Raw genomic sequence first — 22,963 nt, 5'->3', positions numbered from 1 at the left:
TTCGGCGGGGACTTGTTGACGCCGATGTCAGCAAGAGGGGTGGAGGGCAGCGACCCGGCGGCTAGTGCAGTCCGCTGATCGACCTGCCGTCCTCCAGGGTCCCCGCCAGCTCGGCCCGCGCCCCCTGCTTGGCCCGTACGGCCAGGAGGTTCCCCGGGGCGGAGGCGCTGACCCCTCCCGTCGTGCTGATCGACGAGGTCCCCGGGCTGCCGGCCGCGAGGAGGTACCAGTTCTTCGCCTCCGACTTCCACAGCACCCCGGCCAGCACATGCGGGTCCTTCGCCCCGCACGCCGGTACGTTCTCCGCCTTCGCCGCGACCGCCCCGTACGCCCCGCCCGGCGTGTGGAACTGCGCCAGTACGCGCGTCCCGCCGCCCCGCCAGGTGTCGGCCCGGGTGCACACCCAGTCCGCCGCGCCGCTCGCGTCCGGCAGCGGCTGCCGGCCGTACGCCCACGCGTTGACCGTGCGCACGCCCGCCGAGCGCATCGAGGCCAGCGAGCAGGCGTACGGCGCCCAGGTGTGCAGGGCCCCGGCACCCGCGGCCTCGTGGGTGGCGCCGGGCCGCCCGGCGGTGAGATGGGCGGGGACGAGCTCGCCGAGGTCGGTGCTGAGGCGGGTGCCGGTGGCGTCGGTGAGCTGGAGCACCTTCCACGACGTGCAGTCGCCGGTCTCGGCGGCGGAGCTGGCCAGGGGCGCCGTGACCCCGCCGGTCAGGGCGAGGGCCGTCGTGCCGACGCCCGGCTTGAGGAGGTCCCGCTCGGCGGCCTGCTTCACCCAGGGGGCCGTCAGATAGCGGACATTGCCGTCGGCGCGGTTGAGGACCAGTGCGTTCGCCTCGGCGCGGTCGGCGCCGTCGACCCGTGCGAAGTCGAGGGCGGCGCCCTTCGTGCCGCTCTTCGGCTCGGCGTACCGGACGATGCGCAGACCGTCGTAGAGCATCACCACGCGTGCGCTGTCGACGGTCCCGGCGTACAGCAGCTGGGGCGGACCGGACGGGCCGCCGGAGGGGGTGCCGGGGGTCGCGGAGACCTGGACGCTCTCGCCGGGGCGCGCCCAGACGGCGAGGGCGCGGCGCAGCAGGGCCTTGTCGCCGGTGAGGTCGCCGCGGGCCGGCCACACGGAGAAGTCGGTGCGTGCGGAGGTCGTCCAGGCGGTGGGGGCGACCCGCAGCAGCTTGGCCGGGTCCAGCGCGGCTACCGCCGCCGGGTTCTGCGCGTACACGGGGGCGGCGGCGCCGTCGGGGGCCCAGCCGTCCCCCGGCAGACCGAGCAGCACCCCGCACACGGCGACGGCCGCCGCGGCGGCGAGCGCGGCCTTGGTGTGCTGTCTGCGCCGCATCAGATCGGTGGGCCGGGCGTGCAGTGAGCAGGGGTCGAACTCGGGGGAGTCGAGCAGGGCGTACTGCTCCGGGACGTCGTCGGCCTCCCGGAGCGCGCCCTTCGGGTCCTCACAGCCGGCGGCGGTCAGCACCTTGGCCACGTCACCGTCGGGGAGTTCCTCCAGGCCGCGCAGGACGTAGGCGGCGCGGGCGGGCCCGGACAGGGCGGACAGGCGCTGGTCCAGGGCGAGTTCGTCGGCACCGCCCGAGCGGGGGAAGAGGCGCAGGCCCCACACCTGGGGGAGCAGCGGCGGCAGCTGGGAGCGCTTGGGGAGCGCCGTGCGCCTCAGTGGCAGGCCCGCCTCCAGTGCCGTGCGCAGCACCTGGAGGCGGACGAAGGCGTACCCGGGGTCGCCGTTGCGCCCGGTCGAGCGGGCCGGGATCGCGGGCGCCTGGGCCCGGCCCCGGGGCAGGGCGCGCTGGGTGAGGGCGTGTGCGGTCACCACGCGCCGGTTGCGGCCGAGGCTCGGCGGCAGCACCAGATAGGCGAGCCGGACCAGCCGCGGGTAGTGCTCGACGAGCGCGGCCTCGGCCTGTTCGACGTCGACGGCCGGGTCGGAAGGGGACGGTGCGGGGGGCGGGGCGACATCCTGTGACTGCACGTTCAGCAAAACGAGCGAATCGTGGGATAGTCACCGCCGCCCCGGTGACTTACGTCTCGGGCTCGACAAGTGCCCGCGCGTAGTTCGCCATCGAGCGCTGGTACCTCGGGAGATGGGGCGCCAGGGCGCCGAGCACCAGGGAGAGTCCCTCACGGTCCCGGCCGAGGCTGGACAGGCACAGTGCCAGACACGCCCGTACCGCGTCGTCCAACTCGTCGGAGGGCGCGTCCAGTTCGGGTGTCAGCAGCTTGACGCCCTCCTCGGCCCGGCCGATGTTCCTGAGCGAACTCGACATCTGGATCTTGGCCCTGCGGCCCTTGTACTGGCTGACCTCGCTCAGCCCGCGCTCCAGCGCCTCCCGGTACAGCGGCTCGGCCTTGTCCGAGTGCCCGGTGGAGTCCCAGGCGCAGGCCTGCTCGAAGAGGCCGAGCGGGCTGCCGTCGGGCACCTCGGCGGCCAGGGCGTCGATCACGGTCCGGAAGTCGGCGGCCCGCTCTTCCGGATACTCGTCGAAGGTGGCCCAGGCGGCGGTCACACGATCTTCCCAGTCTTGATTCACCGAAGCACCTTCGCACACGCGTGCACGGCAGTCAGCCGTATTTTTGAGCGCGTCAGCTGTCACAGCCGTATCGAAGGGGACGGGCCCAAGGGCCAGCAGAGCAATCCGGAGGAACAGATGAGGTTGACCCGACCGATGCTCGCCGTGGCCTCAGCCGCGGGCGTCCTGGCGCTGGCGGGCTGTGGAGCCGGAAACAGCGACGCGGCCGCCAAGGTGCCGACCGCCGCCACCGGCAGTCTGGAGAGCCTGGCCGCCAAGGTGAAGTGCAAGCCGGACATGCAGATCGACTCCGACGAGGTCCGTCAGGCCATCTGCAAGACCTCCGACGGCAAGTACGTCTTCGCCACCTTCGCCACCGACCGCGGCCAGCGCGAGTGGATCAACGACGCGAAGGACTACGGCGGTTTCTACCTCGTCGGCCGCAAGTGGGTCGCCGTCGGCGAGGACAAGGTGGTCAAGACGCTGCAGCACACGCTCGGCGGCGAAGAGGAGATCGGCACCAACCACAGCGCGCACTCCGGCCACCACGGCTGACAGCCTGTGTCATATCCCGGCCGGGCGACCGGGGATATGACACAGGCTCTGAGCTTCGCGGGACATACGAAAAGCGGGCGGTGGGAGATTCCCACCGCCCGCTTTCCTAGGACCTCGTCACAGGCAACGCTGCCCGCTGTTGATGCAGTTGGCGATCTTGTTCGCCAGGTTGTTCTTGAAGACCGCGATGAAGTCGTCGTGGTCCGTGGCCGCCTTGTGCAGCTGCTCGGGGAAGCCGTCCACCGCGTAGGCGTTCTTCACCTGGCCGTTCTGCAGGACCGGCGGGTTGATCTTGTACACCAGACGCATCGTCAGCTGCGGGATCGCCTTGAAGCCGTTCTGGCAGTTGCCGTTGGCGTCGGCGAAGGCGACGTGCGTGCGGTGGTTGGCGCTGTCGATGTTCTTGCCGTCCCAGCAGGACTGGAAGGCGAAGGTGCGCACCACGTTGCTGCCCTGCGGGCAGATCGGGTACTGCGTCGTCAGCTGGACCTTGTTCTCGAAGCCGGTGCAGCTCCAGTGCGCGTTGGCGTTCGCCAGACCGTTGGTCGTGGTCTTGGCGTCACCGGTGATGATGCGCAGGAACTGGGGCATGGCCGTGACCTTGCTGGTCGGGCTGCCGACGTACTTGATCTGCGCCTGGACCGGCGTCAGGATCTTGCCGACGTTGCCCTCCTTGCCGCCGCCGTCCTTGTTCTGGTCGAAGTCCTGCGAGCCGTCCTGGATGCGGACCACCGGCCAGTAGTAGGCCGACAGGTCGCTCTGGTTCTGGCAGCTGGTCTGGTCCGCGATCAGCGTGTTGTTGTTCGCGAACGCGTCGACCTTCTGGTTGCCGACGTAGTCGTGCAGGTGGTGCGCGCCGTTGGTCACGCCGGGAGCCACGATCACGTTGTCCGTGTTGTGGTTCTTGTTGGCGTTCACACCGCACTTGGTGATGAAGACGCCCTTCGAGGCGTTGCCGTTGGCCTGCGGCTTCCTGGCGACGTTCGGCTGGACCTTGGTGATGTCCACGAAGTCGGCCGCGACCGGGCCGTTGCCGGCCTGACCGCCGATGTTCTGAGCGGCCCCGGCCTGCCCGTTGCCCTGCTGCTGGCCGCCATTTTGCTGCTGGCCGCCATTTTGCTGCTGGCCACCGTTCTGCTGCTGCTGGCCGCCGTTCTGCTGCTGGCCGCCGTTCTGCTGGCCACCGGCGGTGGTCTGGTTGGCGGTCTGCGTGGTGCAGGCGGCGAGCGCCTGCAGCCCGGCCGCGTCGACCTGGCCGCCCACCCGCTGGATGTCGATGCGGATGCGGTTGAGCGTCGCGGCGCGCTTCTCCTTGAGCGGGCCGACGATCGCGTTCTGCACGAAGTTCGCGTCGCCCGCCTGTGCCTGCCGGGTGGAGGCGAGCCGGGCGTACGCCTCGGTGATCTGCTTGTCGAGGTTCGCCAGCTCCGTGGCCACGCCCTGCTGGGCCTGGGCCGGAATGTTCGTCAGCTTCTGCTGGACGTCGGGGCAGGCGATCGTGGCGACCTGACCGGCGGCGGCCTTGGTCTGGTTCTGCCCGTAGTTGTTCGACTCGTGCGCCGAGGCGTAGAAGTTCGCCCAGATCAGCCCGCCCCCACCGAGCGCTAGGGCCGCCGATGCGGCTATGGCCTTGGTGGCCAGCGGCGTACGGCGTTTGCGTGTGTTGCGTCCCATGGAACTCCTCTGACTTCCTTGCGGGCTTGGCGGGGCATCGAGGCGCCCGACAGGAGTGAAGCGGCGCCTACTCATACGCGCGTGGTCCCAGGGGTGTTCAGCCGCCCCACAAACAAATCAGAGGTTTGCCCGGCCTTTGCGCACCAACCGCCGCCTGAGCAGCGGAAGTTACGGAGAATCAGCAAGCGCTTACCGGTCCCGGTCCAGATAGGCGAGAACCGCCAGGACGCGACGATTGTCGTCGTCCGAGACCTCCAGGTCCAGTTTGGTGAAGATGTTGGAGGTGTGCTTGGCAATGGCCCGTTCTGTGACCACCAGCTGCCCGGCGATCGCCGCGTTGGAGCGGCCCTGCGCCATCAGTTCCAGCACCTCCCGCTCCCGGGGCGTCAGCCGCCCGAGCGGCCGGTCGTCGGCGGCCCGCCGCGAGAGCAGCTGCTGGATCACCTGCGGGTCCATGGCCGTACCCCCGGCCGCGACCCGCCGTACGGCGTCCACGAACTGCTCCGCGTCGAACACCCGGTCCTTCAGCAGATACCCGACACCGCCGCTGCCGTCGGCGAGCAGCTCGCGCGCATACAGCTGCTCCACGTGCTGGGAGAGCACCAGCACCGGAAGCCCGGGTCTGTCCCGTCGGGCCCGCAGCGCGCACTGCAGCCCCTCGTCGGTGTGCGTCGGCGGCAGGCGTACGTCGACCACGGCGACGTCCGGCTCCAGCTCGGCCAGCGCCTGGGCGAGCTCGGGGCCGGACTCGACGGCCGCGGCGATCTCGAAGTCGTAGGCCTCCAGCAGCCGCACCAGACCGTCGCGCAGGAGGAAGAGGTCTTCGGCTAGGACAACGCGCAAGGGATCTCCATGGTGACCATGGTGGGACCGCCCGCGGGAGAGCTGACGGCCAGGACGCCGTCGAATGTACCCAGCCGCCGCTCGACCCCGGCCAGGCCCGAACCGGCCCCGATCACCGCGCCGCCCTTGCCGTTGTCGGTGACGGTGATCCGCAGCCTGTCCTCGCTGTGATGCAGGTCGATCCAGATACGGTCCGCGCCGGAGTGCTTCACCGCGTTGGTGAGAACCTCGCTGACCGCGAAGTAAGCGGCCGACTCGACCGGCGCGTCCGCGCGCCCGTCCAGCTCGACGTTCACCTCGGTCGGCAGCGGCAGCCGCAGCGCCAACGCCCTCACGGCGTCACCGAGTCCGCGTTCGGCCAGCACCGGCGGGTGGATGCCGCGCACCAGGTCGCGCAGTTCGGCGAGCGCGTCCACGGAGGACTGCCGGGTCCGGGCGAGAAGCTGCCTGGCCTTCGCCGGGTCCTTGTCGAGGAGCATCTCGACGGTGCCCAGGTCCATGCCCATGGCCACCAGCCGCGCCTGCGCCCCGTCGTGCAGGTCCCGCTCGATACGGCGCAGTTCGGCGGCGGAGGTGTCGACGGCGTCCTTCCGGGTCTCGGTCAGCACCTGCACCCGCTCGGCCAGTTCGGCCTGACTCGCGCCGAGCACGGACCGGGTGAGCCGGAAGTGGGCGGTCAGCAGGGAGGGGGCGTAGCGGTAGGCGAGGGGCAGGAGCACGAGGGCCAGGGCACCGGCGCCGAACGCGGATGCCTGGTCGGTGACGTGCACGAAGCCGTACCAGTAGCCGCCGGCCTCCGACAGCGGCCGCCACAGCCCGGCCGCCACCGCGAGGCCCTCCAGGGGGTAGAAGACGAGCAGCGCGGGCAACAGCGCGGTGACGAACCCCGCCGTCATGTCCACCTGCAGCCAGCGCACGTCCCGCCAGACAGCCGGGTCGCGCAGCATGGCGTACGTGCGCGCCCACGGGTTGGCCCCCTCGGGGACCGGCCGGTACGCCGACGGTATCCGCACCCCGCACCACTGGGCCGCGAGCTCCCGCCGCTTGTCCGCGAGGGTCCGCACGGCGTTGAGGATCGGTGGGGTGGTGACGACACCGACGCCGATCGGGATGAGCGCGACGGAGACGAGCGTCAGGACGAACAACAGCACCGACAAGGGCAGCACGGCCACGGCCAGTGCAAGTCCCCGTACGGCAGCCAGTAGTACCTCTCGGGCCCGCGCCCGGGCACGGTGCGTGTCGGTGTTCATGGCAGAAGTCTGGCCGAGCGGGGACGGGGGGTCACGGGGCCGGGCCCCCCGGGTGGGGGGTGGTGCCAGGTACACCCCCGGGGACGACAACTCCCCTGTTTTCAGGGGCGCGGGGCGGCGTCGATGTGCGGCTCCGCCGCGTGGGCGCGACAAGCCCCACCGGCCCGCAGGCGTATCACTACCTCCCCAACACCTTCGCCTCCAACTCCGGATCAAGCCCCACCGGCGGCCGCCCCGGCCGTACGGGCGCGGTGCCGCCGATTTCCTGGAGCCAGCGCCAGGTATCGGCGACGGTCTCCTCGACGGGGCGGCAGACCAGCCCCGTCGCGAGCGCACGGGAGACGTCCATGCTGTGCATGGAGTCGTGCATGTCGGTGTGCGGCGGCACCCACACCGGCAGCTGAGTCCACGGCGCGATACCCGCATCGAGGATGACCCCGGGGGCGATCCACCGCAGCTCCGCATCCGACCCGGTGGCGGCGAGACACGCGTCCAGCAGGCTGCCCATGGTGGCATGCCCCTGCTCGCTGACCATGTTGTACGGCCCGCTCAACTCCCGCTCGACCGAGCCGAGGATCCACTCCGCCATGTCCCGCACGTCGACGTACTGGAGCGGCAGCTCCCGCGGCCCCGGGGCGAGGACCGGTCCGCCCCGCGCGATCCGCCCCAACCACCACGGCAGCCGGCCTATGTTCTCGTACGGGCCGAGGATCAACCCGGCCCGTACGAGCACGGAGCGCTCCGCGCCGAACGCCTCGACGGCGGCGATCTCCGCACCCCGCTTGTCCCGTGCGTAGTCCGTCTGATCCGCGTCGGGCTCGGCCCCCTCGACCAGCGGGGCACTCTCGTCGTGCCCGGCCGGCGCGGGCCATGCGTACACCGAGCAGGTGGACACATACACATACCGCCCGGCGCGACCCCGCAGCAGCCGCGCAGCGCTGTGTACCGCCCGGGGCGCCGCCGACCAGGTGTCGACGACGGCGTCCCACTCGCCCTCCGCGAGCGCGGTGAGCCCGTCGGGCGCGGTGCGGTCGCCTTGCAACGCCCGCACCCCGGAGGGAAGTCCGTGCCGCCCCCGGTTGAAGACGGTCACCTCCCAGCCGCGCCCCAGGGCCGCCTCCACGACGGCCCGTCCCGCGAACTCCGTCCCACCCAGCACCAGAAGTCTCATGCCGGTGAGCCTGCCCGATCGGCCCCCGGGACGGAACGGCAATCTGCCGTCAGCAGAGGACCGACGGGCGGTGGACGGTCAACGGCCGGTCGGCGGCGTGTACTTGTACCCGACCCGCCGCACCGTCTGGATCGTCCCGCGGTGCTCGGCGCCCAGCTTGCGGCGCAGGCGGGCGATGTGGACGTCGACGGTGCGGCCGTCGCCCACATGGCCGTACCCCCACACCGTGGTGACCAGCTGGTCGCGGGTGTGCACCCGGTGCGGATGCGCGACGAGATGCGCGAGCAGCTCGAACTCCAGGTAGGTGAGGTCGAGTTGGCGCCCGTCCACCTCGGCGGTGCGCTGTACGGAGTCGATCCGGACGAGCGGGCTGCCGCTGCCCCGCTCGTCAGCGGTGGGGTCGGGCACCGCCACGGGAAGGAACGGCGGCTGCTGGTCGGCCGGGACGAGCACCAGGTAGCCGATCATCGGCGGCTGGCCCGGCAGGGTGGGCAGGGCGTGCTGCGGAGCGGGCAGCCAGGTGGCGCCCGGCGGCAGGAAGTCCGTCACGTCCACGACCTCGTCCCGGTCGACGGCCCGCAGCCTGTGCCGGGCGCCGTTCTGGGCGGGGGAGGTGAGGGTGGCGGTGGAGAGAGAACGAGTGGTCGCCATGAGAGGTCAGCTCTTTCGCGCGAGGAGTTCGTCTGGGGAACGGCGGCCGCGATTCGTGGTCGGGCTCGCCGGGACGTACGTCGTGTCGCGCTGGCCGAAGGCCGGGGGTGTACGGCTTTAGAGGGCCCGCGCGTTCATCGCGCGACAACACACCCGGTCGAAGTCATGGTGCTGACGGGAAGGCCAGAACGGCTCGAGGTCATGGCGACCCGTCGCGGTGTGGTTCTGGAAGCTGGCCATGCGCCCATTGAAGCAGACCACGGGCCTGATGAGGACCCTTCTCTCACTGCGTGGACACTTCCTTGCCATGAAATTGGCGTTGCGTGCAACACACCCCTCAGGGGCGCGGGGCTGCATCGATGTGCGGCTCCGCCGCGTGGGCGCGATCAACCCCCACCGGCCCGCAGACAAAAGAAAGAGGCGCCCACCGCGAACGGTGAACGCCCCTTCCGAGGAGCGGAACTCAGACCTGCCCGGCCTTCTCCAGCGCGGAGCAGCAGGTGTCGACGAGCAGCCGCGTCACGACGTACGGGTCGACGTTGGCATTGGGACGGCGGTCCTCGATGTAGCCCTTGCCGTCCTTCTCGACCTGCCACGGGATACGGACCGAGGCGCCACGGTTGGAGACGCCGTAGGAGTACTCGTTCCACGGGGCGGTCTCGTGCAGACCCGTCAGACGGTCGTCGATGCCGGCGCCGTAGTTCTTGACGTGGTCGAGCGGCTTGGAGCCCTCGCCGAGCGACTCGGCGGCGGTGATGATCGCGTCGTAGCCCTCGCGCATCGCCTTGGTGGAGAAGTTGGTGTGCGCGCCCGCGCCGTTCCAGTCGCCCTTCACCGGCTTCGGGTCCAGCGTCGCGGCGACGCCGAAGTCCTCGGCGGTGCGGTACAGCAGCCAGCGGGCCACCCACAGGTGGTCGGAGACCTCCAGCGGGGAGACCGGGCCGACCTGGAACTCCCACTGGCCGGGCATGACCTCGGCGTTGATGCCGGAGATGGCGAGGCCGGCCGCGAGGCAGTTCTCCAGGTGGGCCTCGACGATCTCACGGCCGAAGATCTCGTCGGCGCCGACACCGCAGTAGTAGCCGCCCTGGGGGGCCGGGAAGCCGCCCTTGGGGAAGCCGAGCGGGTAGCCGTCCTGGAAGAAGGTGTACTCCTGCTCGATGCCGAAGATCGGCTCCTGCGCGGCGAACTTCTCGGCGACCTCGGTCAGCGCGGCACGCGTGTTGGACTCGTGCGGCGTGAAGTCGATGTTGAGGACCTCGCACAGGACGAGGACGTCGTCGCCGCCGCGGATGGGGTCCGGGCAGGTGAAGACCGGCTTGAGGACACGGTCCGAGGAGTGGCCCTCGGCCTGGTTCGTGGAGGACCCGTCGAAGCCCCAGATCGGCAGCGCGTCCAGACCGGCGGGCTCGCCCGCGATGATCTTCGTCTTGGAACGGAGCTTGGCGGTGGGCTGGGTGCCGTCGATCCAGATGTACTCAGCCTTGAAGGTCACGGGCCACTTCCTTCGGGGATGTGTCTACGCATTGCGGGTGCTGCGGCGCTGCGGCACTGAGGCGCCGCGGTGGATGCCCGCGAGCCTGTCAACAGGCGATTTCCCGGCCATTGCTCAAGTGTGAACCCCGTGTTACCTGGCGGTGGTGTGGCGCGATTCACGGTGTGAGGGCGTGCGGGGCACATCAAGTCGACAGGTCGACGCGGTCGTCGGGCGCGGACGGGCTGTCGTACGGCGGCTCGTATGCGATGGGGTTGTGCGGAATGCCGGACGGTCAGCCGCCGGCCGCGGCCGCGTCCCGCACCCCGGTGAGGAACCCCTTGATCGCGGCCAGCTCCCGCTCGTCGTACCCCTGGAGCAGCTCCACCGTGCGCTCGATCAGCGGCCCGAAGGACGACCACCCGAGCTCCACCGCACGCTCGGTCACCTCGATCACGACCTTGCGCCGGTCCCGTGGGTCACGGACGCGCCGCACATGTCCGGCCCGCTCCAGCCGGTCGACCAGCGCCGTGGTCCCCGCAGAGTTCAGCCCGAGCGCGCTCCCGAGCCGCCCCGCCGTCATCTCCTCACCCGCGCGGGAGACGTCCATGAGGGCGATCAGGGCGCGCACGTCCGTGGGGTGCATGCCGTGGCGGGACGCGAACCGGGCGCTGTGCAGGGCGAGTTCGACGGTCGCCGCACGCAGCAGGTGGACGACCTCCATCCCGGGGCCCTGGGGGTTCGGCACGGGCTGCCTCCGACTAGTATCTCGCTCATCGAGTATCTCGCTCAACGAGATAATAGGGGGTTCCCGGTGTCTGCTCGCAGCGCCTACGACATGGACGGCTTCCTCGCCGCGTACGACAAGGTCATGGCCAAGTGGCCGGCCGAGCGTGAGGCGGTGACCGTCCCCACGCCCTTCGGGACGACGTACGTCAACATGTGCGGCCCGGTCCACGCGCCCGCGGTCGTCCTGCTCCCCGGCGGCGGGGGAGCCACCTCCGCCGGCTGGTACGCGCAGGCCGCCGATCTGGCCCATACCCACCGCGTGTTCGCGGTCGACCTCCCCGGCTGCGCGGGCCGCGGCACCGAGGCCGGCGACCGTCACCCCCGTACGGTCGCCGACCTGGTGGTCTGGCTGGACGCGGTCCTGGACGACCTCGGCCTGGACGAGACGGACCTGGGCGGGCACTCGTACGGCGGCTGGATCGCCCTGCACTACGCGCTGCACGCACGCGCACGCGTGCGCCGCCTCTTCCTCCTGGACCCCACCCAGTGCTTCACCGGCTACCGACTCGCGTATCTCCTGCACGCCCTGCCGATGCTGCTGCGGCCGACGCCCCGCAGCGTCCGTGCCTTCCTGGAGTGGGAGACCGGGGGAGCATCCCTCGACCCCGACTGGCTCCGCCTCCAGGAGGCGGCCGCCGGCTTCCCCTCCGTCTCGAAGCCGGTGACCGGTCCGCGCCCGGCGCCCGACGCGCTGCGCGGGCTGGACATGCCCGTCCTGCTGCTCCTGGCCGGGAACAGCAGGACGCATGACACGTACGAGGTGGCGGCGAAGGCGGATGCGCTGCTGCCGCGCGCGGAGGTGGACGTGGTCCCCACCGTGTCCCATCACGCGCTGCCGCAATCCGCACCCGCCGAACTCGGCCGCCTCCTCACGGAGTTCTTGAGCTCCTGAGCCTCACCCCACCTTCTCGATCAGTGCGTGGCGGATCAGGAACTTGCCGGGCTCCCGGACCTGTTCGAAGGCCGCGTTGTTGAGCAGGGCGCAACTGCCGGAGACCGAAGTGACCTTCACCGTCGTGGACTTGTTGTTGTCCAGGTTGGTGACCTTCAGCGTCGTCCCCGCCGGGAACTGGTTGCTGGAGGCCGCAGGTGCGCCGCCCTCGCCGGAGAGCGTGACGGTGGAGCCGTTGCACACCTGCTGACCCGAGGCGGCAGCGCCACCACCCGCGTTCCCGTTCGCGTTTCCCGCGGGAGCCGAGGCCGCCTGCGAGGGCGGCGCGGACTGCTGCGCACCACCGGCCTGCTGTCCCGCACCGTTCTGCGCCGGCTGCGTCGCCTGGGAGCCCTGAGCCGACTCCCCAACGGTGCAACCGGACGCCTTCTGCTGGACCTTGATCTGCGCGATGACCGCCTCGCGGTTGGCGATCCGGGCCGCGGACTGGGCGTCCGGGTTGGCCTTCTGCCCGTCGATGAACTTCTGGTTGTTGCCGAGGGCGGTGGCGAGCCCCTGGCAGACGTTCGAGCCCGCGGCCGACAGGGTCTTGGCCTGGGGGCTCTGTGCGGCGTTCGAGGTGCTCGCCATGACGAAGGCACCGCCTCCCGCCACCGCCGCCGCGCTCACCAGCAGCGCGATCTTCTTCTTCGTACCGAGACTTCTCCTACGCGACATGCGCGCCTCCTGAGAGGTAGGGGAGCGTACGCCGCTATGTACGAGATACCGAACGAAGTTACTCAGCGGTTACAGGAGTCACTGAAGTAACGTACGTCACAGGAAAGTTGAAGCCGATGGTGCTTATCGGGACAGGGCGTCCCGTACGGCCTCCTCGGACCGCCCGACCACCGCCGTGCCGTCCTCCGCCGTGATGATCGGGCGCTGGATCAGCTTGGGGTGCTCGGCGAGCGCCTTGATCCACCGTGCGCGCGACGAGTCGTCCCGCGCCCACTCCTTCAGCCCGAGCTCCTTGGCGTCGGCCTCCTGGGTGCGGGTGATGTCCCACGGTTCGAGGCCGAGACGGTCGAGTACGTCCCTGATCTCGTCCTCGCTCGGTACGTCCTCCAGGTAGCGGCGGACGGTGTAGTCGGCGCCCTCGGCGTCGAGGAGGGTGAGGGCGCTGCGGCACTTCGAACATGCGGGGTTGATCCAGATCTCCATGGGGTCAAAGGTACCCCTGAGGTCCCTTCAAAGCCCCTGTGGCCAGGGCCTTTTGTCAGTGCCGGGCGGTACACTAGAAGAAGTGTTCGAGGGTGTTGGGGGGTGCCGAAACCCCCGTTCATTCGCACACCCTCACCGCGACAGGAGGATGCCTGTGCCCGCTGCCGCACTGAAGCCGAAGCCGACCCAGTCCACCGCCAAGCACCCCGTCCTGCTCGACCTGCCCTACGCCCCCGTGGAGAAGCGCCCGCTGCCGCCGGGCCGTCCGCGCGAGTGGTACGTCACGCACAACCGCCGCCTCAAGGCGATGCGGCTCGCCATCGCCCTGCTCGACACGGGGGTGTACGTACCGAACCAGGCCCGCAACGAGACGATCCGGAACACGGCCGAACTGATCGGCATCCACCCGCCGTCGGACACCACCTGCCACATGGTGCGGGCGCTGATGCGGTATTCGCGTTGAGCGTGGTGCCGGGTGCCCCGTGCTCGCGGGGTGCCCGGCACGTGCGTGGCCGTAGTGCTGACGCCGGACGGGCTGAAGATGCGCGACTGGCGCTCAGAGCTGTCCCGGCTGTCCCGCCAACTCCTTCTCCAGCGGCGTCCGGAACCGTGGGGTCACCTTTGTCGCCCCCACCCACCCCCGCAGCCGCTCCGCCTCTGCCGCGATGGCCGCCTCGGCCTCGCGGCCCACCCCGTCCGTGTCGAGCAGCCGCCAGACGATCTCGCCGCCGGGGCCCTGGGCCCAGCCGCCCACCACTCGGCCGTTCCACCACACCGTCGGCCCCACATTGCCGCTGTAGTCGAACAACGACGGCCGCAGCTCCGGCGCCAGATACCAGTCCCGCTCCCGCCATCCCATGGCCGTCGGATCCAGGGCGGGCAGCAGCGCCGCCCACGGCTGCTCCGGGCCGAGAACCGGCTCGACGTCGCCGTCGACGACGTACCCCGTGCCCTCGTCCAGAGACACCTCCTGCGCGCCGATCGCCGTCAGCGCACGCCGGACGTCCGTGACCTTCCAGCCCGTCCACCACTTCAGATCGGCCTCCGTGGCGGGCCCGCACGCCGCGAGCCAGCGGTGGAGCAGCACCGACTGCGCCTCGGCCACGTCGAGTTCGGGGTGCGGCGGAGCCACGGCCCAGCGGAACTGGCTGGACGTCCACGAGCCGAGCGGCCGCCCCCGTACGACCTTGCCCTCCACGCCGAGCACCCTCAGCAGCCGGGTCGAAACGGTGTGCACGCCCTCGTAGCTCTTGCCGGCCGCGTACACGAACTGCTCTCTCAACCGCGGCTCGTCCTTGGCGAGTTCGGCCGCGGTCGCCTGCCCGCGCCGCGCCAGGGCCGCCAAGGCCGACTCCTCGACGTCCTTCAGCCAGGCCGCGTCCGGCGCCCCGGCCTTCGCCATGTCCTTGAGCAGCGAGGCCCGCTCCCGCGCGGCAACCGTGAGTCCGGTCGAGGCGTGCACGACGGCGGTGAGGTCGGTCGGGAACACGAACACCGTGTGCCGCATGCCGTGCATGCGCACCAGCGACCGGTCCGTGTACAGCGCCCGCTCGGTCTCCCCCACGGTCCCGGCCGCGTCCGCGAGCCGAGCCCCCACGGCCAGAGGCACCGTCGCCGGGTCCGAGCCGTGCAGCGCCACCAGAGTGCCGGCCACCGCCTCCGGGCTGTCCGCCCGCGCCGCCGGAGCCAGCCGCTGCCGCAACGCAAGCCGCGCCCGCCGCTCCGCCACCCCGATGTACCGCACCATCCCGGCCTCCCCGTCACACCATCCGTCCCCTCATCCTGCACGAGAGCACTGACAACGAGGGGTCCTCCCTCTCAGCCCGTCCGGCGTCTGAGGACGAGGCCGTTCAGGCCGAAGCGGGGGTCTGGGGGCGGCAGCCCCCAGGTACGGGACGGGTAGGGGCGGCGGGGGCGAGAAAACCGGGGCGTCGGCGGAAACCTCCTCACCCGATCGCCGCCCCCGGCATGCGCCCGCCCCCGCGCCCGCCTTCACTGCGATCAGGAGGCGATGGAAGGCGACCGCACCGGAGGCGTGATGGGCAGGGGCGGTGTATCGCGGTGGGTGTCGTGAGTACGCCCGTTGTCCGCGCCGAACGGGGGAAGGCCGCCCGTCGGCGGATGGCGCGGTCCGCGCATGCCGGGTGGGTTGCGCCCGTCGACCGGGCCGACCCCGTCGCCGTACTGGAGCGGCAGGGGCGTGACCGGCTGCCGGAGCTGCTGCCGATCCGGTACGGGCGGATGGCCGCGTCGCCGTTCGCGTTTCTGCGTGGTTCGGCCGCCGTGATGGCCGCCGACCTCGCCTCCCGGCCGCACACCGGGCTGATCGTGCAGATGTGCGGCGACGCCCATCTGCTGAACTTCGGTCTGTACGCCTCCCCGGAGCGGGCGCTTCTCTTCGATCTCAACGATTTCGACGAGACGTTTCCCGGGCCCTTCGAGTGGGATGTCGAGCGGCTGGCCGCATCCGTCGCCGTGGCCGGGCGGGCGAACGGGCACGCCGAGGCCAAGGTGCGGCGAGCGACGCTGGAGTCGGCGGCCGCGTACCGGACCGCCATGCGGCGGCTGGCCGGGCGGGGCGAACTCGCCGTCTGGTACGAACGCATCGACGCCGACAGCCTGCTGCCCCTCGTCCACTCCGCCCGCCGCCGCAGACAGGTCGCCTCCAGCCTCACCCGCGCCCGCCGCCGCACCAGCCTCCAGGCCCTCGGCAAGCTCACCGAAGTGGTCGACGGGCGCCGCCGTATCATCCACGACCCGCCGCTCCTCGAACCCGCCGGCGCCTCCGACATGGCCTCCCTGCGCAAGATCTTCAGCGACTACCGTTCCACCCTCTCCGAGGAGCGCCGCCTGCTCCTGGACCGCTACCGCTTCGTGGACGCCGCCCGCAAGGTCGTCGGCGTCGGCAGCGTCGGCCTGCGCTGCTTCGTCGTACTGCTGACGGGGCGCGATCAGAGCGACCCCCTGTTCCTGCAGATCAAGGAGGCCCGCAAGTCCGTGTGGGAGGAACATCTGCCGCACGGGCCGTACGTCCACCCGGGGCATCGCGTCGTCGCAGGTCAGCGGCTCCTGCAGGCGGCCAGTGACATCTTCCTGGGGTGGATGAGCGGGCCGCAGGGGCGCGCCTTCTACTGGCGGCAGCTGCGCGACATGAAGGGCTCCGCGGACGTGGCCGGCATGAGCCCGGCCGATCTGCTCGGTTACGCCCGCCTCTGCGGCACCGCCCTGGCCCGAGCCCACGCCCGCTCCGGCGACCGCATCGCCATCGCCGCCTACCTCGGCGGCGCCGACACCTTCGAGCAGGCCGTCGCCGACTTCGCCCTCGCCTACGCCGACCAGACCGCCAAGGACCACGCAGCCCTCGGCGCGGCGATCGCCGCAGGCGTGGTCGCGGCGGCCCCCGAGACCTGACATCCGGCCTAGGCTGGCCAGGTGCAGTCCTCCGCACCTCAGTCCGACGGCTTCGAAGTCGTCGTCGTCGCCTCCTCGGCCGGCGGCATCAACGCCCTGGTCGTCCTGCTCGGCGCCCTCCCCGGTGACCTGCCGGTGCCGGTACTGGTCGTGCAGCATCTGGACCCCCGTCACCGCACGGTCATCGCGGACGTCCTGGGCCGCCGTACACGGCTGATCGTGAAGCTCGCCGAGGACCACGAGCAGACCTGTCCCGGCACGGTGTACATCGCGCCCCCGGACCGGCACCTGCTGGTGCGGCCCGGCGCCATGCTGGCCCTCACCGACAGCGAGCTGGTGCACTTCGTGCGGCCCTCCGCCGACCTGCTGTTCGAGTCCGTCGCAGGGGCCCACGGGCCCAAGGCCATCGCATGTGTGCTCAGCGGTACCGGGCGGGACGGCGCGATGGGCGTGGACGCGGTCAAGTCGCGCGGCGGCACCGTGATCGTGCAGGATCCCTCCACCGCGGAGTTCAGCGGCATGCCCGAGGCAGCCGTGGGTACGGGGACAGTGGACTTCGTGCTACCTCTGGAGGAGATCGCCGCGGTGATCCGCGGACTGGTCGGGACCGAGAAGCAGTAGCAGAGAAGTGGCGGCAGCAATGGGCGACGGACAGCCGGACCTGGAGACCGACGAGGAACTGGAGGACCTCCTCGGTTTCCTCCGTGACGCCCGCGGATTCGACTTCACGGGCTACAAGCGTTCATCGCTGGGCCGCCGCATCCGCAAGCGGATGGCAGACGTCCAGGTCGAGACGTACAGCGACTACCGCGACCGGCTCGAAACCAATGCCGATGAATTCAACGCCCTGTTCAACACCATCCTGATCAACGTCACGTCCTTCTTCCGCGACCCCGACTCCTGGACCTTCCTGCAGCGCGAGGTACTGCCAGAACTGCTCGCCCGGACCAGCTCCCACGACGAGATCCGGGTCTGGAGCGCCGGCTGCTCCAGTGGTGAGGAGGCCTACTCCCTGGCGATCATGTTCGCCGAGGCGCTGGGCCTGGACGAGACCTTGGAGCGGGTCAAGATCTACGGCACGGACGTTGACGACGAGGCCCTGCGCGACGCCCGTTCCGGCCTGTACTCGGCCAAGTCGCTCGCACCGCTGGAGCCCGAGCTGCGCGACAGGTACTTCGAGCAGAACAGCGCCCGCTTCGCATTCCGCCCCGATCTGCGCCGCAGAGTCATCTTCGGCCGTCACGACATCACCCGCGACGCCCCGATCTCCCGCCTCGACCTGCTCGTGTGCCGCAACACGCTGATGTACTTCAACGTCGAGGCGCAGACGCAGATCGTCGACCGCTTCCACTTCGCGCTCGGCGAAGGCGGCTTCCTCTTCCTCGGCAAGGCCGAGATGCTGCTCAACGACGCCGAACGGTTCTCGGTCATGAGCATGCGGCAGCGGGTGTTCCGACGCCGCCCCGGCGAGGCCGCGGCGCCCTACCAGCCCGCTCCGGTGAAGATCAGGAGCGGCCTGAGCAGCGAACTGCACTCGATCGCCCGCCACCGGCAGCTGCGCGACCTCATCCTCGACTCGACCCCGAGTGCGGCCGTGGCCGTCGACTCCGACGGCAGCGTCCTGCTCATCAACAGCCACGCGCGCGTGCAGTTCGGCCTCACCACGAACGACATCGGGCGCCCCTTCCAGGATCTGGAGATCTCCTACCGCCCCGTCGAACTGCGCTCCCTCATCGAACAGGCCGCGCACGAACGCCGCACCCTTCGCGTCAACGGCGCCGAGCGGCGGACGGGCGAGGAGATGCAGTACTACGACATCCTCGTCCAGCCCCTGAACGGGGTGGACGGAATGACCGCCGCCACTTACATCACCTTCACCGACGTCACGGTCACCACCCAGCTCAAGGCGGAGATCAAGCGCGTACGCGAGGACCTGGAGACGGCGTACGAGGAACTCCAGTCCACCAATGAGGAGTCGGAGACCACCAACGAGGAACTCCAGTCGAGTATCGAGGAGCTGGAGACGACCAACGAGGAACTCCAGTCCACCAACGAGGAGTTGGAGACGACCAACGAGGAACTCCAGTCCACCAACGAGGAGTTGGAGACGACCAACGAGGAACTCCAGGCGGGCAACGAGGAGCTGGAGACCATGAACGAGGAGATGCGGGTCCGCACCGAGGAGCTGGACGAGGCCCGCACCTTCCTGGAGGCCGTGCTGACCTCCATCGCCGCCGGAGTCGTCGTTCTGGACCAGGGACTGAAGGTCAAGAGCTGGAACCGGGGCGCAGTGGACCTGTGGGGCCTGCGTCCCGACGAGGTCATCGACCAGCCCTTCTTCGGTCTCGAGTTCGGTCTGCCCACGGAGAAGCTGCGCGAGAGCATCCAGCGCTGCATCGACACCGGACGGCGGGGAGACCCGCTGCCCGTGCCGTCCATGAACCGTCTGGGCCGGGCCATCACCTGCATGGTGCAGTGCAGCCCCTTCGACGCCCACAACGGTGGAGTCGTTCTGCTCATGGAAGAAGGCAAGGCGAACGGCCCCGAGTGAGCGAGCGGGGCGTACGCTTCCGGTATGGCCACTGTGGGCGGGTCCACGGACCCCATGGCTTCCGCGGAGCGGAAAGCCGCTGCGGCGCGTGCACGTTTCGCGCAGGAGACCAGGAGCGCCGAACGGCACGAGACCCTCGCCGACGAGGCCGTCACCGAAGTGTGCAGGAACGTGCACCTGCGGATGGCCGCCCTCCACCACGCGACCGCGTCCCGTCATCGGACCGCGGCCCGGCTCCACGAGAGCTACGCGGCCCGGATCGAAGGCTGGGCGGGTGCCACGAGAACTCCGCGGCCGCTGTTCATGACAGGTGTCGCGGCGGCCTGCGGTACGCGCAGCGCCGCCCTCACGCTGGTCGGAGCCACCTTCGACCAGCTCTCGCTGGCCGCCTCCGACGAACCCTCCCGTGCCGCCCAGGAGCTGGAGTTCCTGCTCGGTGAGGGCCCGGCCCGGGATGCGACCAGACAGGTCCGGGCGGTGTCGGCGACCGGCTCGGGAATGACCGACCGCTGGCCCGGCTACGGGCCGGCAGTCAGCGAACTCGGCATCGAGGAGGTGACCGCCGTACCGCTCAGCATGGAGGGCACCTGTGTCGGCGCCCTCACCGTCTTCGACGCCGCCTCTCGCATGACCGGCTCGGACACCTTCGCGGAGGTCGCCGAGGTCCTGACCCGCACCATGATCCTCAACCCGGCCGGCGACCCCGATCTGTACGGCGGCACGGACATGCGCGCCCTGGTGCATCAGGCCGCCGGCATGGTCTCCGTCCAGCTCGACTGCTCGGTGACTGACGCACTGGAACTGATCAAGGCGCGTGCCTTCACCGAGGGCGTCTCCGCGCACGCCGTCGCGGACCGCATCGTGCGGGGCGAGCTGCGACTTGCCTGAAACGGGGAGTCGCAGGGCGCGGACAGGGAAGACTGCGGTACCCGGGCCGCGACCGGTTCGGGATACGAAGGGAAGCTGATGAGCACGGTATCCCCGTCGCGGCAGCAGCAGCTGGCACAGGCGTTCGTCGACCTGGCCGCCCGCCCGGTCACCGCACCATCCGACCCGACGGGGCTCCTCGCCGCCCTCGCCGCGCACGGAACCGAGCTGCTCGGCGACTGCGCCGTGGTCGTGCTGTACGCCCCCGACGACTCCTGCGGTCCCGAGGTGGCCGGCACCGGCAAGGAACTGCTGCACCTGGCACGCTCCGCCGCCACCTGGGGCGAGGGACCGGGGTCGGAAGCCCGCCGCACCGGTTTCCCGGTGGCGGACACCGCCCTCGACGGCGACCGGGCCCGCCGGGACTGGCCGCGCTACACGGCCCGGGCGGTGGAACTGGGCTACGGCCGGGCCGCCGCGCTGCCCCTGCACGTCGGCGAGGACACACTGGGTGCCCTGGTGCTGCTGGGCCCCGGAAGCACCCCGCTGCCTCACGAGCTCCTGGCGCTGGGCCAGGCACTCACCGACGCCGCCGGCTGGACCCTGGAACGAGAGCGCCGACTGCGCGAGACTCAGGTCCTGGCCGACCAGTTGGGCCAGGCGCTGACCAGCCGTATCGTCATCGAACAGGCCAAGGGCACCCTCGCCGCCCGGCACTCCGTCACGGTGGACGAGGCCTTCCGCCTGCTGCGCTCCCACGCCCGCTCCCACCGCCGCCGCCTGGCGGACGTGGCCCGCGAGGTGGTGGAACGGAAGCTGGATCTGAACGCGGACTGAGCGCCGGCGCAGCCGGAAAACCGGATGCACGCCCAGTGACCGTCTCCCTACGCTGGACATGCGTCGCGGAGCTGCCCACCACCGCTTTCCGCAGGACAGGCATCACCCTGCGGACTCGGGGCTACTCTCTACGCACCGACGGACGGACGCCCATCCCCCAGCGCCCCGTCGGACGACAAACCGTCACCGCTCACTCATCCACGCCCACACGGAGGCCCGTCATGGGCACCATCGTCATAGCCGGGACCGCGGTCCTGGTGCTCTTAGGATTCGGAAACCACGTCTGGTGGCTGGCCGCGGCCGCCGTGCTCTTCCTGTACACGCAGTACGGGCGGAGCGGCACCAAGGGCGACTCCTCCTCGCAGTCATCGCCGTCGTCGGGGGGATCCTCGTCGGGGTCCATGCCGGCCACGTACAAGGCCTACCGCGACCGCCGTGACATGCAGGCCAAGTGGGAGCGCCGCTACCGTCGCGAGCGCCCCCTGGAGTCGCGCCGCCAGGAGCGCGAGAAGAGCAAGTGAGACGACGTGAACCGCTGGTGGGCGCGGCCGGTCACAGCCCGGGCGCACCCCACACCGGGAACCAGCGGCTCAGGTCCTGTTCCATCCGCAGGTCGTCGGCGAGCGCCGCCTTCACCTGCAGTTCCAGCGCGTTGTCGCGCCGCTGCCCACCGCCGGGCAGCGGCGCGAACGGGTAGAACGTGCCGCGCTTGTAGAGATAGACCAGCGCGAGCCGCCGGCCCCCCTCGCTCTGGAAACCGGCCAGGGAGCACAGCAGTTGCGGCCCGAAGCCGTTGACCTCCATCGAGCTGTTCACCGCGTGCAGATCGTTGACCAACTCGGACAGCTGGGCGGGGGAGCGGCGCGAGACCAGCCAGGAGTAGCCGTACTCGTCCTGGCTGAGCTCCACCGGAGGTCCATCCCGGTCGGCGTCCGCGTCCAGCAGGGCCTGGACCTCCCGGTGCGTCTGCTCGAAGGCCCCGCCCTCGACCGTGGCGAAGCACACCGCGCCCGTGCCGGTCGGCGTGAAACCGGCCGCGGCCTCGAGGGTCACGGCCGCCGACGGCAGCGCGAAGAGCTGGTCGAGATCGGGCAGGACCGGTTTCGTACGGCCGAGCAGAATGTCCAGGAGCCCCATGTCACCCCTTTCCGGGTGTTGTCGCCTCACCCAACTCGGCGGAGATCCGCCCCAGTTGGTCGAGCCGCTGCTCCAGGCTGGGGTGCGTGGAGAAGAACCGCTCGATGCCGGGCTCCTTGCCGGTGGCCGGGGTGAAGTAGAAGGCGTTGAAGGCCTGCGCCGTCCGCAGGTCCTTGGTCGGGATCCTCGCGATGTCGCCGGAGACCTTGGTCAGCGCGGAGGCCAGCGCCGAGGGCCGACCGGTGAGCAGCGCCGCCGCCCGGTCCGCGGCCAGCTCCCGGTACCTCGACAGCGCCCTGATCAGCAGGAAGCTGATCGCGTACACGGCCGCCGACACAGCCATCACGGCGGCGAAGACGGCAGCGGTGTTCTGGTCCCGGCGACCCCCGCCGAACAGCTGGCTGTAGAAGGCGAACCGCACGATCAGGCCCGCGATCACGCCGAGGAACGACGCGATCGTGATCACGGCGACGTCCTTGTGCGCCACGTGCGACAGCTCGTGCGCGAGCACGCCCTCCAGCTCCGCGGGCTCCAGCCGCCGCAGCAGCCCGGTCGTCACACACACCACCGCATGGTCGGGATTGCGCCCGGTCGCGAACGCGTTCGGCATGTCCATCTCGGACACGGCCACCACCGGCTTCGGCATGTCGGCGATCGCGCACAGCCGGTCGACCACCGCGTGCAGCTCGGGATACTCCTCGCGCTCCACGACCCGCCCGCGCATGGCGAACATCGCGATCCGGTCGGAGAACCAGAACTGCGCGACGAACATCGCCGCCACCAGCACCACGACCAGCAGCCACGACTTCAGCAACACGATCAATGCGGCCACGAAGGCCACGTACAGCAACCCGAGCAGGAACATCGTGACCGTCATCCGCACGGTCAACCGCCGGTCGCTCCGGAAGCGGCTCTGCATCTGCCATCACCCCGCAGTCAGGCACTCGTCCCACTGCCAGTGTGCACCCGGCCACTGCCATGAAGTGGTCCCGAACGGCTCTAGGAGCCGCAAAAGGTCCCTGTGAGGGGCTTCTGGGCGAGAGGCCTCTAGGGTCTGTTGTGAAAGTGCTGGTCACAGCCACTCATTGAGGACTGCGACCAGCACGGTCGCTTCGTAGCGGACCGCGAGTTTGTCGTACCTC

At 70.6% G+C, this 22,963-nt stretch carries 23 protein-coding genes; 9 read left to right on the top strand and 14 right to left on the bottom strand.

Features of this window, described 5'->3' with window-relative positions; genetic code table 11:
* Nucleotides 1–61: 61 nt before the first annotated feature.
* Nucleotides 62–1,981 (bottom strand): hypothetical protein, encoded by a 1,920-nt coding sequence (locus ACWDAG_RS41230; RefSeq protein ID WP_450700696.1) that lies wholly within the window; start codon nucleotides 1,979–1,981, stop codon nucleotides 62–64.
* Nucleotides 1,982–2,030: 49 nt separating this feature from the next.
* The gene (locus tag ACWDAG_RS41225) at nucleotides 2,031–2,558 is read right to left on the bottom strand and encodes a tetratricopeptide repeat protein (RefSeq protein WP_450700695.1); all 528 of its coding nucleotides are present in this window, start codon (nucleotides 2,556–2,558) and stop codon (nucleotides 2,031–2,033) included.
* 99 nt (nucleotides 2,559–2,657) lie between these two features.
* Here ACWDAG_RS41225 and ACWDAG_RS41220 point away from each other — a divergent pair, with 99 nt between their 5' ends.
* Nucleotides 2,658–3,074 (top strand): hypothetical protein, encoded by a 417-nt coding sequence (locus ACWDAG_RS41220; protein ID WP_450700694.1) that lies wholly within the window; start codon nucleotides 2,658–2,660, stop codon nucleotides 3,072–3,074.
* A 117-nt stretch (nucleotides 3,075–3,191) separates the two neighbouring features.
* On the opposite strand, the gene ACWDAG_RS41215 is transcribed toward ACWDAG_RS41220, so the two are convergent.
* The 7 genes from ACWDAG_RS41215 to ACWDAG_RS41185 form a co-directional block, all read right to left on the bottom strand.
* Nucleotides 3,192–4,748: a DUF1996 domain-containing protein gene (locus ACWDAG_RS41215; protein ID WP_450700693.1), complete on the bottom strand. Its 1,557-nt coding sequence runs from the start codon at nucleotides 4,746–4,748 to the stop codon at nucleotides 3,192–3,194.
* Between the two features lie 189 nt (nucleotides 4,749–4,937).
* Complete coding sequence (locus ACWDAG_RS41210; RefSeq protein WP_450700692.1) at nucleotides 4,938–5,591, bottom strand: LuxR C-terminal-related transcriptional regulator; 654 nt, start codon at nucleotides 5,589–5,591, stop codon at nucleotides 4,938–4,940.
* The gene (locus tag ACWDAG_RS41205; protein ID WP_450700691.1) at nucleotides 5,576–6,841 is read right to left on the bottom strand and encodes a sensor histidine kinase; all 1,266 of its coding nucleotides are present in this window, start codon (nucleotides 6,839–6,841) and stop codon (nucleotides 5,576–5,578) included. Before ACWDAG_RS41205 ends, ACWDAG_RS41210 begins: the two co-directional genes overlap by 16 nt.
* 178 nt (nucleotides 6,842–7,019) lie before the next feature.
* The gene (locus ACWDAG_RS41200) at nucleotides 7,020–8,012 is read right to left on the bottom strand and encodes an SDR family oxidoreductase (protein ID WP_450700690.1); all 993 of its coding nucleotides are present in this window, start codon (nucleotides 8,010–8,012) and stop codon (nucleotides 7,020–7,022) included.
* Nucleotides 8,013–8,090: 78 nt separating this feature from the next.
* Nucleotides 8,091–8,663: a winged helix-turn-helix domain-containing protein gene (locus ACWDAG_RS41195; protein WP_450700689.1), complete on the bottom strand. Its 573-nt coding sequence runs from the start codon at nucleotides 8,661–8,663 to the stop codon at nucleotides 8,091–8,093.
* A 463-nt stretch (nucleotides 8,664–9,126) separates the two neighbouring features.
* Nucleotides 9,127–10,158 (bottom strand): glutamine synthetase, encoded by a 1,032-nt coding sequence (gene glnII, locus ACWDAG_RS41190; protein ID WP_365845755.1) that lies wholly within the window; start codon nucleotides 10,156–10,158, stop codon nucleotides 9,127–9,129.
* A gap of 274 nt (nucleotides 10,159–10,432) precedes the next feature.
* Complete coding sequence (locus tag ACWDAG_RS41185) at nucleotides 10,433–10,861, bottom strand: MarR family winged helix-turn-helix transcriptional regulator (RefSeq protein WP_450700735.1); 429 nt, start codon at nucleotides 10,859–10,861, stop codon at nucleotides 10,433–10,435.
* 90 nt (nucleotides 10,862–10,951) lie between these two features.
* Here ACWDAG_RS41185 and ACWDAG_RS41180 point away from each other — a divergent pair, with 90 nt between their 5' ends.
* Nucleotides 10,952–11,818 carry an alpha/beta fold hydrolase gene (locus ACWDAG_RS41180; protein ID WP_450700688.1) on the top strand — a complete coding sequence of 289 codons (867 nt, stop codon included), beginning with the start codon at nucleotides 10,952–10,954 and terminating at the stop codon, nucleotides 11,816–11,818.
* Nucleotides 11,819–11,821: 3 nt separating this feature from the next.
* On the opposite strand, the gene ACWDAG_RS41175 is transcribed toward ACWDAG_RS41180, so the two are convergent.
* Together ACWDAG_RS41175 and ACWDAG_RS41170 are read right to left on the bottom strand one after the other, a co-directional pair.
* Nucleotides 11,822–12,535 carry a hypothetical protein gene (locus tag ACWDAG_RS41175; RefSeq protein ID WP_450700687.1) on the bottom strand — a complete coding sequence of 238 codons (714 nt, stop codon included), beginning with the start codon at nucleotides 12,533–12,535 and terminating at the stop codon, nucleotides 11,822–11,824.
* Between the two features lie 123 nt (nucleotides 12,536–12,658).
* Nucleotides 12,659–13,018 (bottom strand): arsenate reductase family protein, encoded by a 360-nt coding sequence (locus ACWDAG_RS41170; RefSeq protein ID WP_450700686.1) that lies wholly within the window; start codon nucleotides 13,016–13,018, stop codon nucleotides 12,659–12,661.
* Between the two features lie 154 nt (nucleotides 13,019–13,172).
* On the opposite strand from ACWDAG_RS41170, the gene ACWDAG_RS41165 reads away from it, so the two are divergent.
* Nucleotides 13,173–13,481, top strand: a complete 309-nt coding sequence (locus ACWDAG_RS41165) for a hypothetical protein (protein ID WP_450700685.1) — start codon at nucleotides 13,173–13,175, stop codon at nucleotides 13,479–13,481.
* A gap of 93 nt (nucleotides 13,482–13,574) precedes the next feature.
* Here ACWDAG_RS41165 and ACWDAG_RS41160 read toward each other — a convergent pair whose 3' ends face one another.
* On the bottom strand, nucleotides 13,575–14,765 hold the full coding sequence (locus ACWDAG_RS41160) for a winged helix DNA-binding domain-containing protein (RefSeq protein WP_450700684.1): 1,191 nt from the start codon (nucleotides 14,763–14,765) through the stop codon (nucleotides 13,575–13,577).
* A 323-nt stretch (nucleotides 14,766–15,088) separates the two neighbouring features.
* Between ACWDAG_RS41160 and ACWDAG_RS41155 the strand changes: the two genes are divergently transcribed.
* From ACWDAG_RS41155 to ACWDAG_RS41130, 6 genes are all read left to right on the top strand, one after another.
* Nucleotides 15,089–16,429: a DUF2252 domain-containing protein gene (locus tag ACWDAG_RS41155; RefSeq protein ID WP_450700683.1), complete on the top strand. Its 1,341-nt coding sequence runs from the start codon at nucleotides 15,089–15,091 to the stop codon at nucleotides 16,427–16,429.
* A gap of 21 nt (nucleotides 16,430–16,450) precedes the next feature.
* On the top strand, nucleotides 16,451–17,050 hold the full coding sequence (locus ACWDAG_RS41150) for a chemotaxis protein CheB (protein ID WP_450700682.1): 600 nt from the start codon (nucleotides 16,451–16,453) through the stop codon (nucleotides 17,048–17,050).
* A 19-nt stretch (nucleotides 17,051–17,069) separates the two neighbouring features.
* Nucleotides 17,070–18,980 (top strand): CheR family methyltransferase, encoded by a 1,911-nt coding sequence (locus ACWDAG_RS41145; protein ID WP_450700681.1) that lies wholly within the window; start codon nucleotides 17,070–17,072, stop codon nucleotides 18,978–18,980.
* A 24-nt stretch (nucleotides 18,981–19,004) separates the two neighbouring features.
* Nucleotides 19,005–19,868 (top strand): ANTAR domain-containing protein, encoded by an 864-nt coding sequence (locus ACWDAG_RS41140; RefSeq protein ID WP_450700680.1) that lies wholly within the window; start codon nucleotides 19,005–19,007, stop codon nucleotides 19,866–19,868.
* A gap of 78 nt (nucleotides 19,869–19,946) precedes the next feature.
* Nucleotides 19,947–20,684: a GAF and ANTAR domain-containing protein gene (locus tag ACWDAG_RS41135; RefSeq protein WP_450700679.1), complete on the top strand. Its 738-nt coding sequence runs from the start codon at nucleotides 19,947–19,949 to the stop codon at nucleotides 20,682–20,684.
* A gap of 221 nt (nucleotides 20,685–20,905) precedes the next feature.
* Complete coding sequence (locus tag ACWDAG_RS41130; protein ID WP_450700678.1) at nucleotides 20,906–21,205, top strand: hypothetical protein; 300 nt, start codon at nucleotides 20,906–20,908, stop codon at nucleotides 21,203–21,205.
* Between the two features lie 31 nt (nucleotides 21,206–21,236).
* Here the strand turns inward: ACWDAG_RS41130 and pspAB are convergent, their stop codons facing one another.
* The gene (pspAB, locus tag ACWDAG_RS41125; RefSeq protein ID WP_450700677.1) at nucleotides 21,237–21,821 is read right to left on the bottom strand and encodes a PspA-associated protein PspAB; all 585 of its coding nucleotides are present in this window, start codon (nucleotides 21,819–21,821) and stop codon (nucleotides 21,237–21,239) included.
* A gap of 1 nt (nucleotide 21,822) precedes the next feature.
* A complete protein-coding gene (htpX, locus tag ACWDAG_RS41120; RefSeq protein ID WP_450700676.1) occupies nucleotides 21,823–22,740 on the bottom strand; it encodes a zinc metalloprotease HtpX in 918 nt (305 codons plus the stop codon).
* Nucleotides 22,741–22,963: the final 223 nt, after the last annotated feature.

The organism is Streptomyces sp. NPDC001157 (assembly GCF_053598255.1).
The sequence above is the reverse complement of the archived record's forward strand: the minus strand, read 5'-3'. Positions and strand labels throughout refer to the sequence as shown.

Excerpts from the sequence above, each read along its gene's own strand:
- ACWDAG_RS41220 (WP_450700694.1), top strand. The coding sequence starts at position 2,658 with ATGAGGTTGACCCGACCGATGCTCGCCGTGGCCTCAGCCGCGGGCGTC.
- ACWDAG_RS41215 (WP_450700693.1), bottom strand. The coding sequence starts at position 4,748 with ATGGGACGCAACACACGCAAACGCCGTACGCCGCTGGCCACCAAGGCC.
- ACWDAG_RS41205 (WP_450700691.1), bottom strand. The coding sequence starts at position 6,841 with ATGAACACCGACACGCACCGTGCCCGGGCGCGGGCCCGAGAGGTACTA.
- ACWDAG_RS41200 (WP_450700690.1), bottom strand. The coding sequence starts at position 8,012 with ATGAGACTTCTGGTGCTGGGTGGGACGGAGTTCGCGGGACGGGCCGTC.
- ACWDAG_RS41195 (WP_450700689.1), bottom strand. The coding sequence starts at position 8,663 with ATGGCGACCACTCGTTCTCTCTCCACCGCCACCCTCACCTCCCCCGCC.
- ACWDAG_RS41185 (WP_450700735.1), bottom strand. The coding sequence starts at position 10,861 with ATGGAGGTCGTCCACCTGCTGCGTGCGGCGACCGTCGAACTCGCCCTG.
- ACWDAG_RS41175 (WP_450700687.1), bottom strand. The coding sequence starts at position 12,535 with ATGTCGCGTAGGAGAAGTCTCGGTACGAAGAAGAAGATCGCGCTGCTG.
- ACWDAG_RS41170 (WP_450700686.1), bottom strand. The coding sequence starts at position 13,018 with ATGGAGATCTGGATCAACCCCGCATGTTCGAAGTGCCGCAGCGCCCTC.
- ACWDAG_RS41160 (WP_450700684.1), bottom strand. The coding sequence starts at position 14,765 with ATGGTGCGGTACATCGGGGTGGCGGAGCGGCGGGCGCGGCTTGCGTTG.
- ACWDAG_RS41145 (WP_450700681.1), top strand. The coding sequence starts at position 17,070 with ATGGGCGACGGACAGCCGGACCTGGAGACCGACGAGGAACTGGAGGAC.
- ACWDAG_RS41140 (WP_450700680.1), top strand. The coding sequence starts at position 19,005 with ATGGCCACTGTGGGCGGGTCCACGGACCCCATGGCTTCCGCGGAGCGG.
- ACWDAG_RS41135 (WP_450700679.1), top strand. The coding sequence starts at position 19,947 with ATGAGCACGGTATCCCCGTCGCGGCAGCAGCAGCTGGCACAGGCGTTC.
- ACWDAG_RS41130 (WP_450700678.1), top strand. The coding sequence starts at position 20,906 with ATGGGCACCATCGTCATAGCCGGGACCGCGGTCCTGGTGCTCTTAGGA.
- pspAB (WP_450700677.1), bottom strand. The coding sequence starts at position 21,821 with ATGGGGCTCCTGGACATTCTGCTCGGCCGTACGAAACCGGTCCTGCCC.
- htpX (WP_450700676.1), bottom strand. The coding sequence starts at position 22,740 with ATGCAGAGCCGCTTCCGGAGCGACCGGCGGTTGACCGTGCGGATGACG.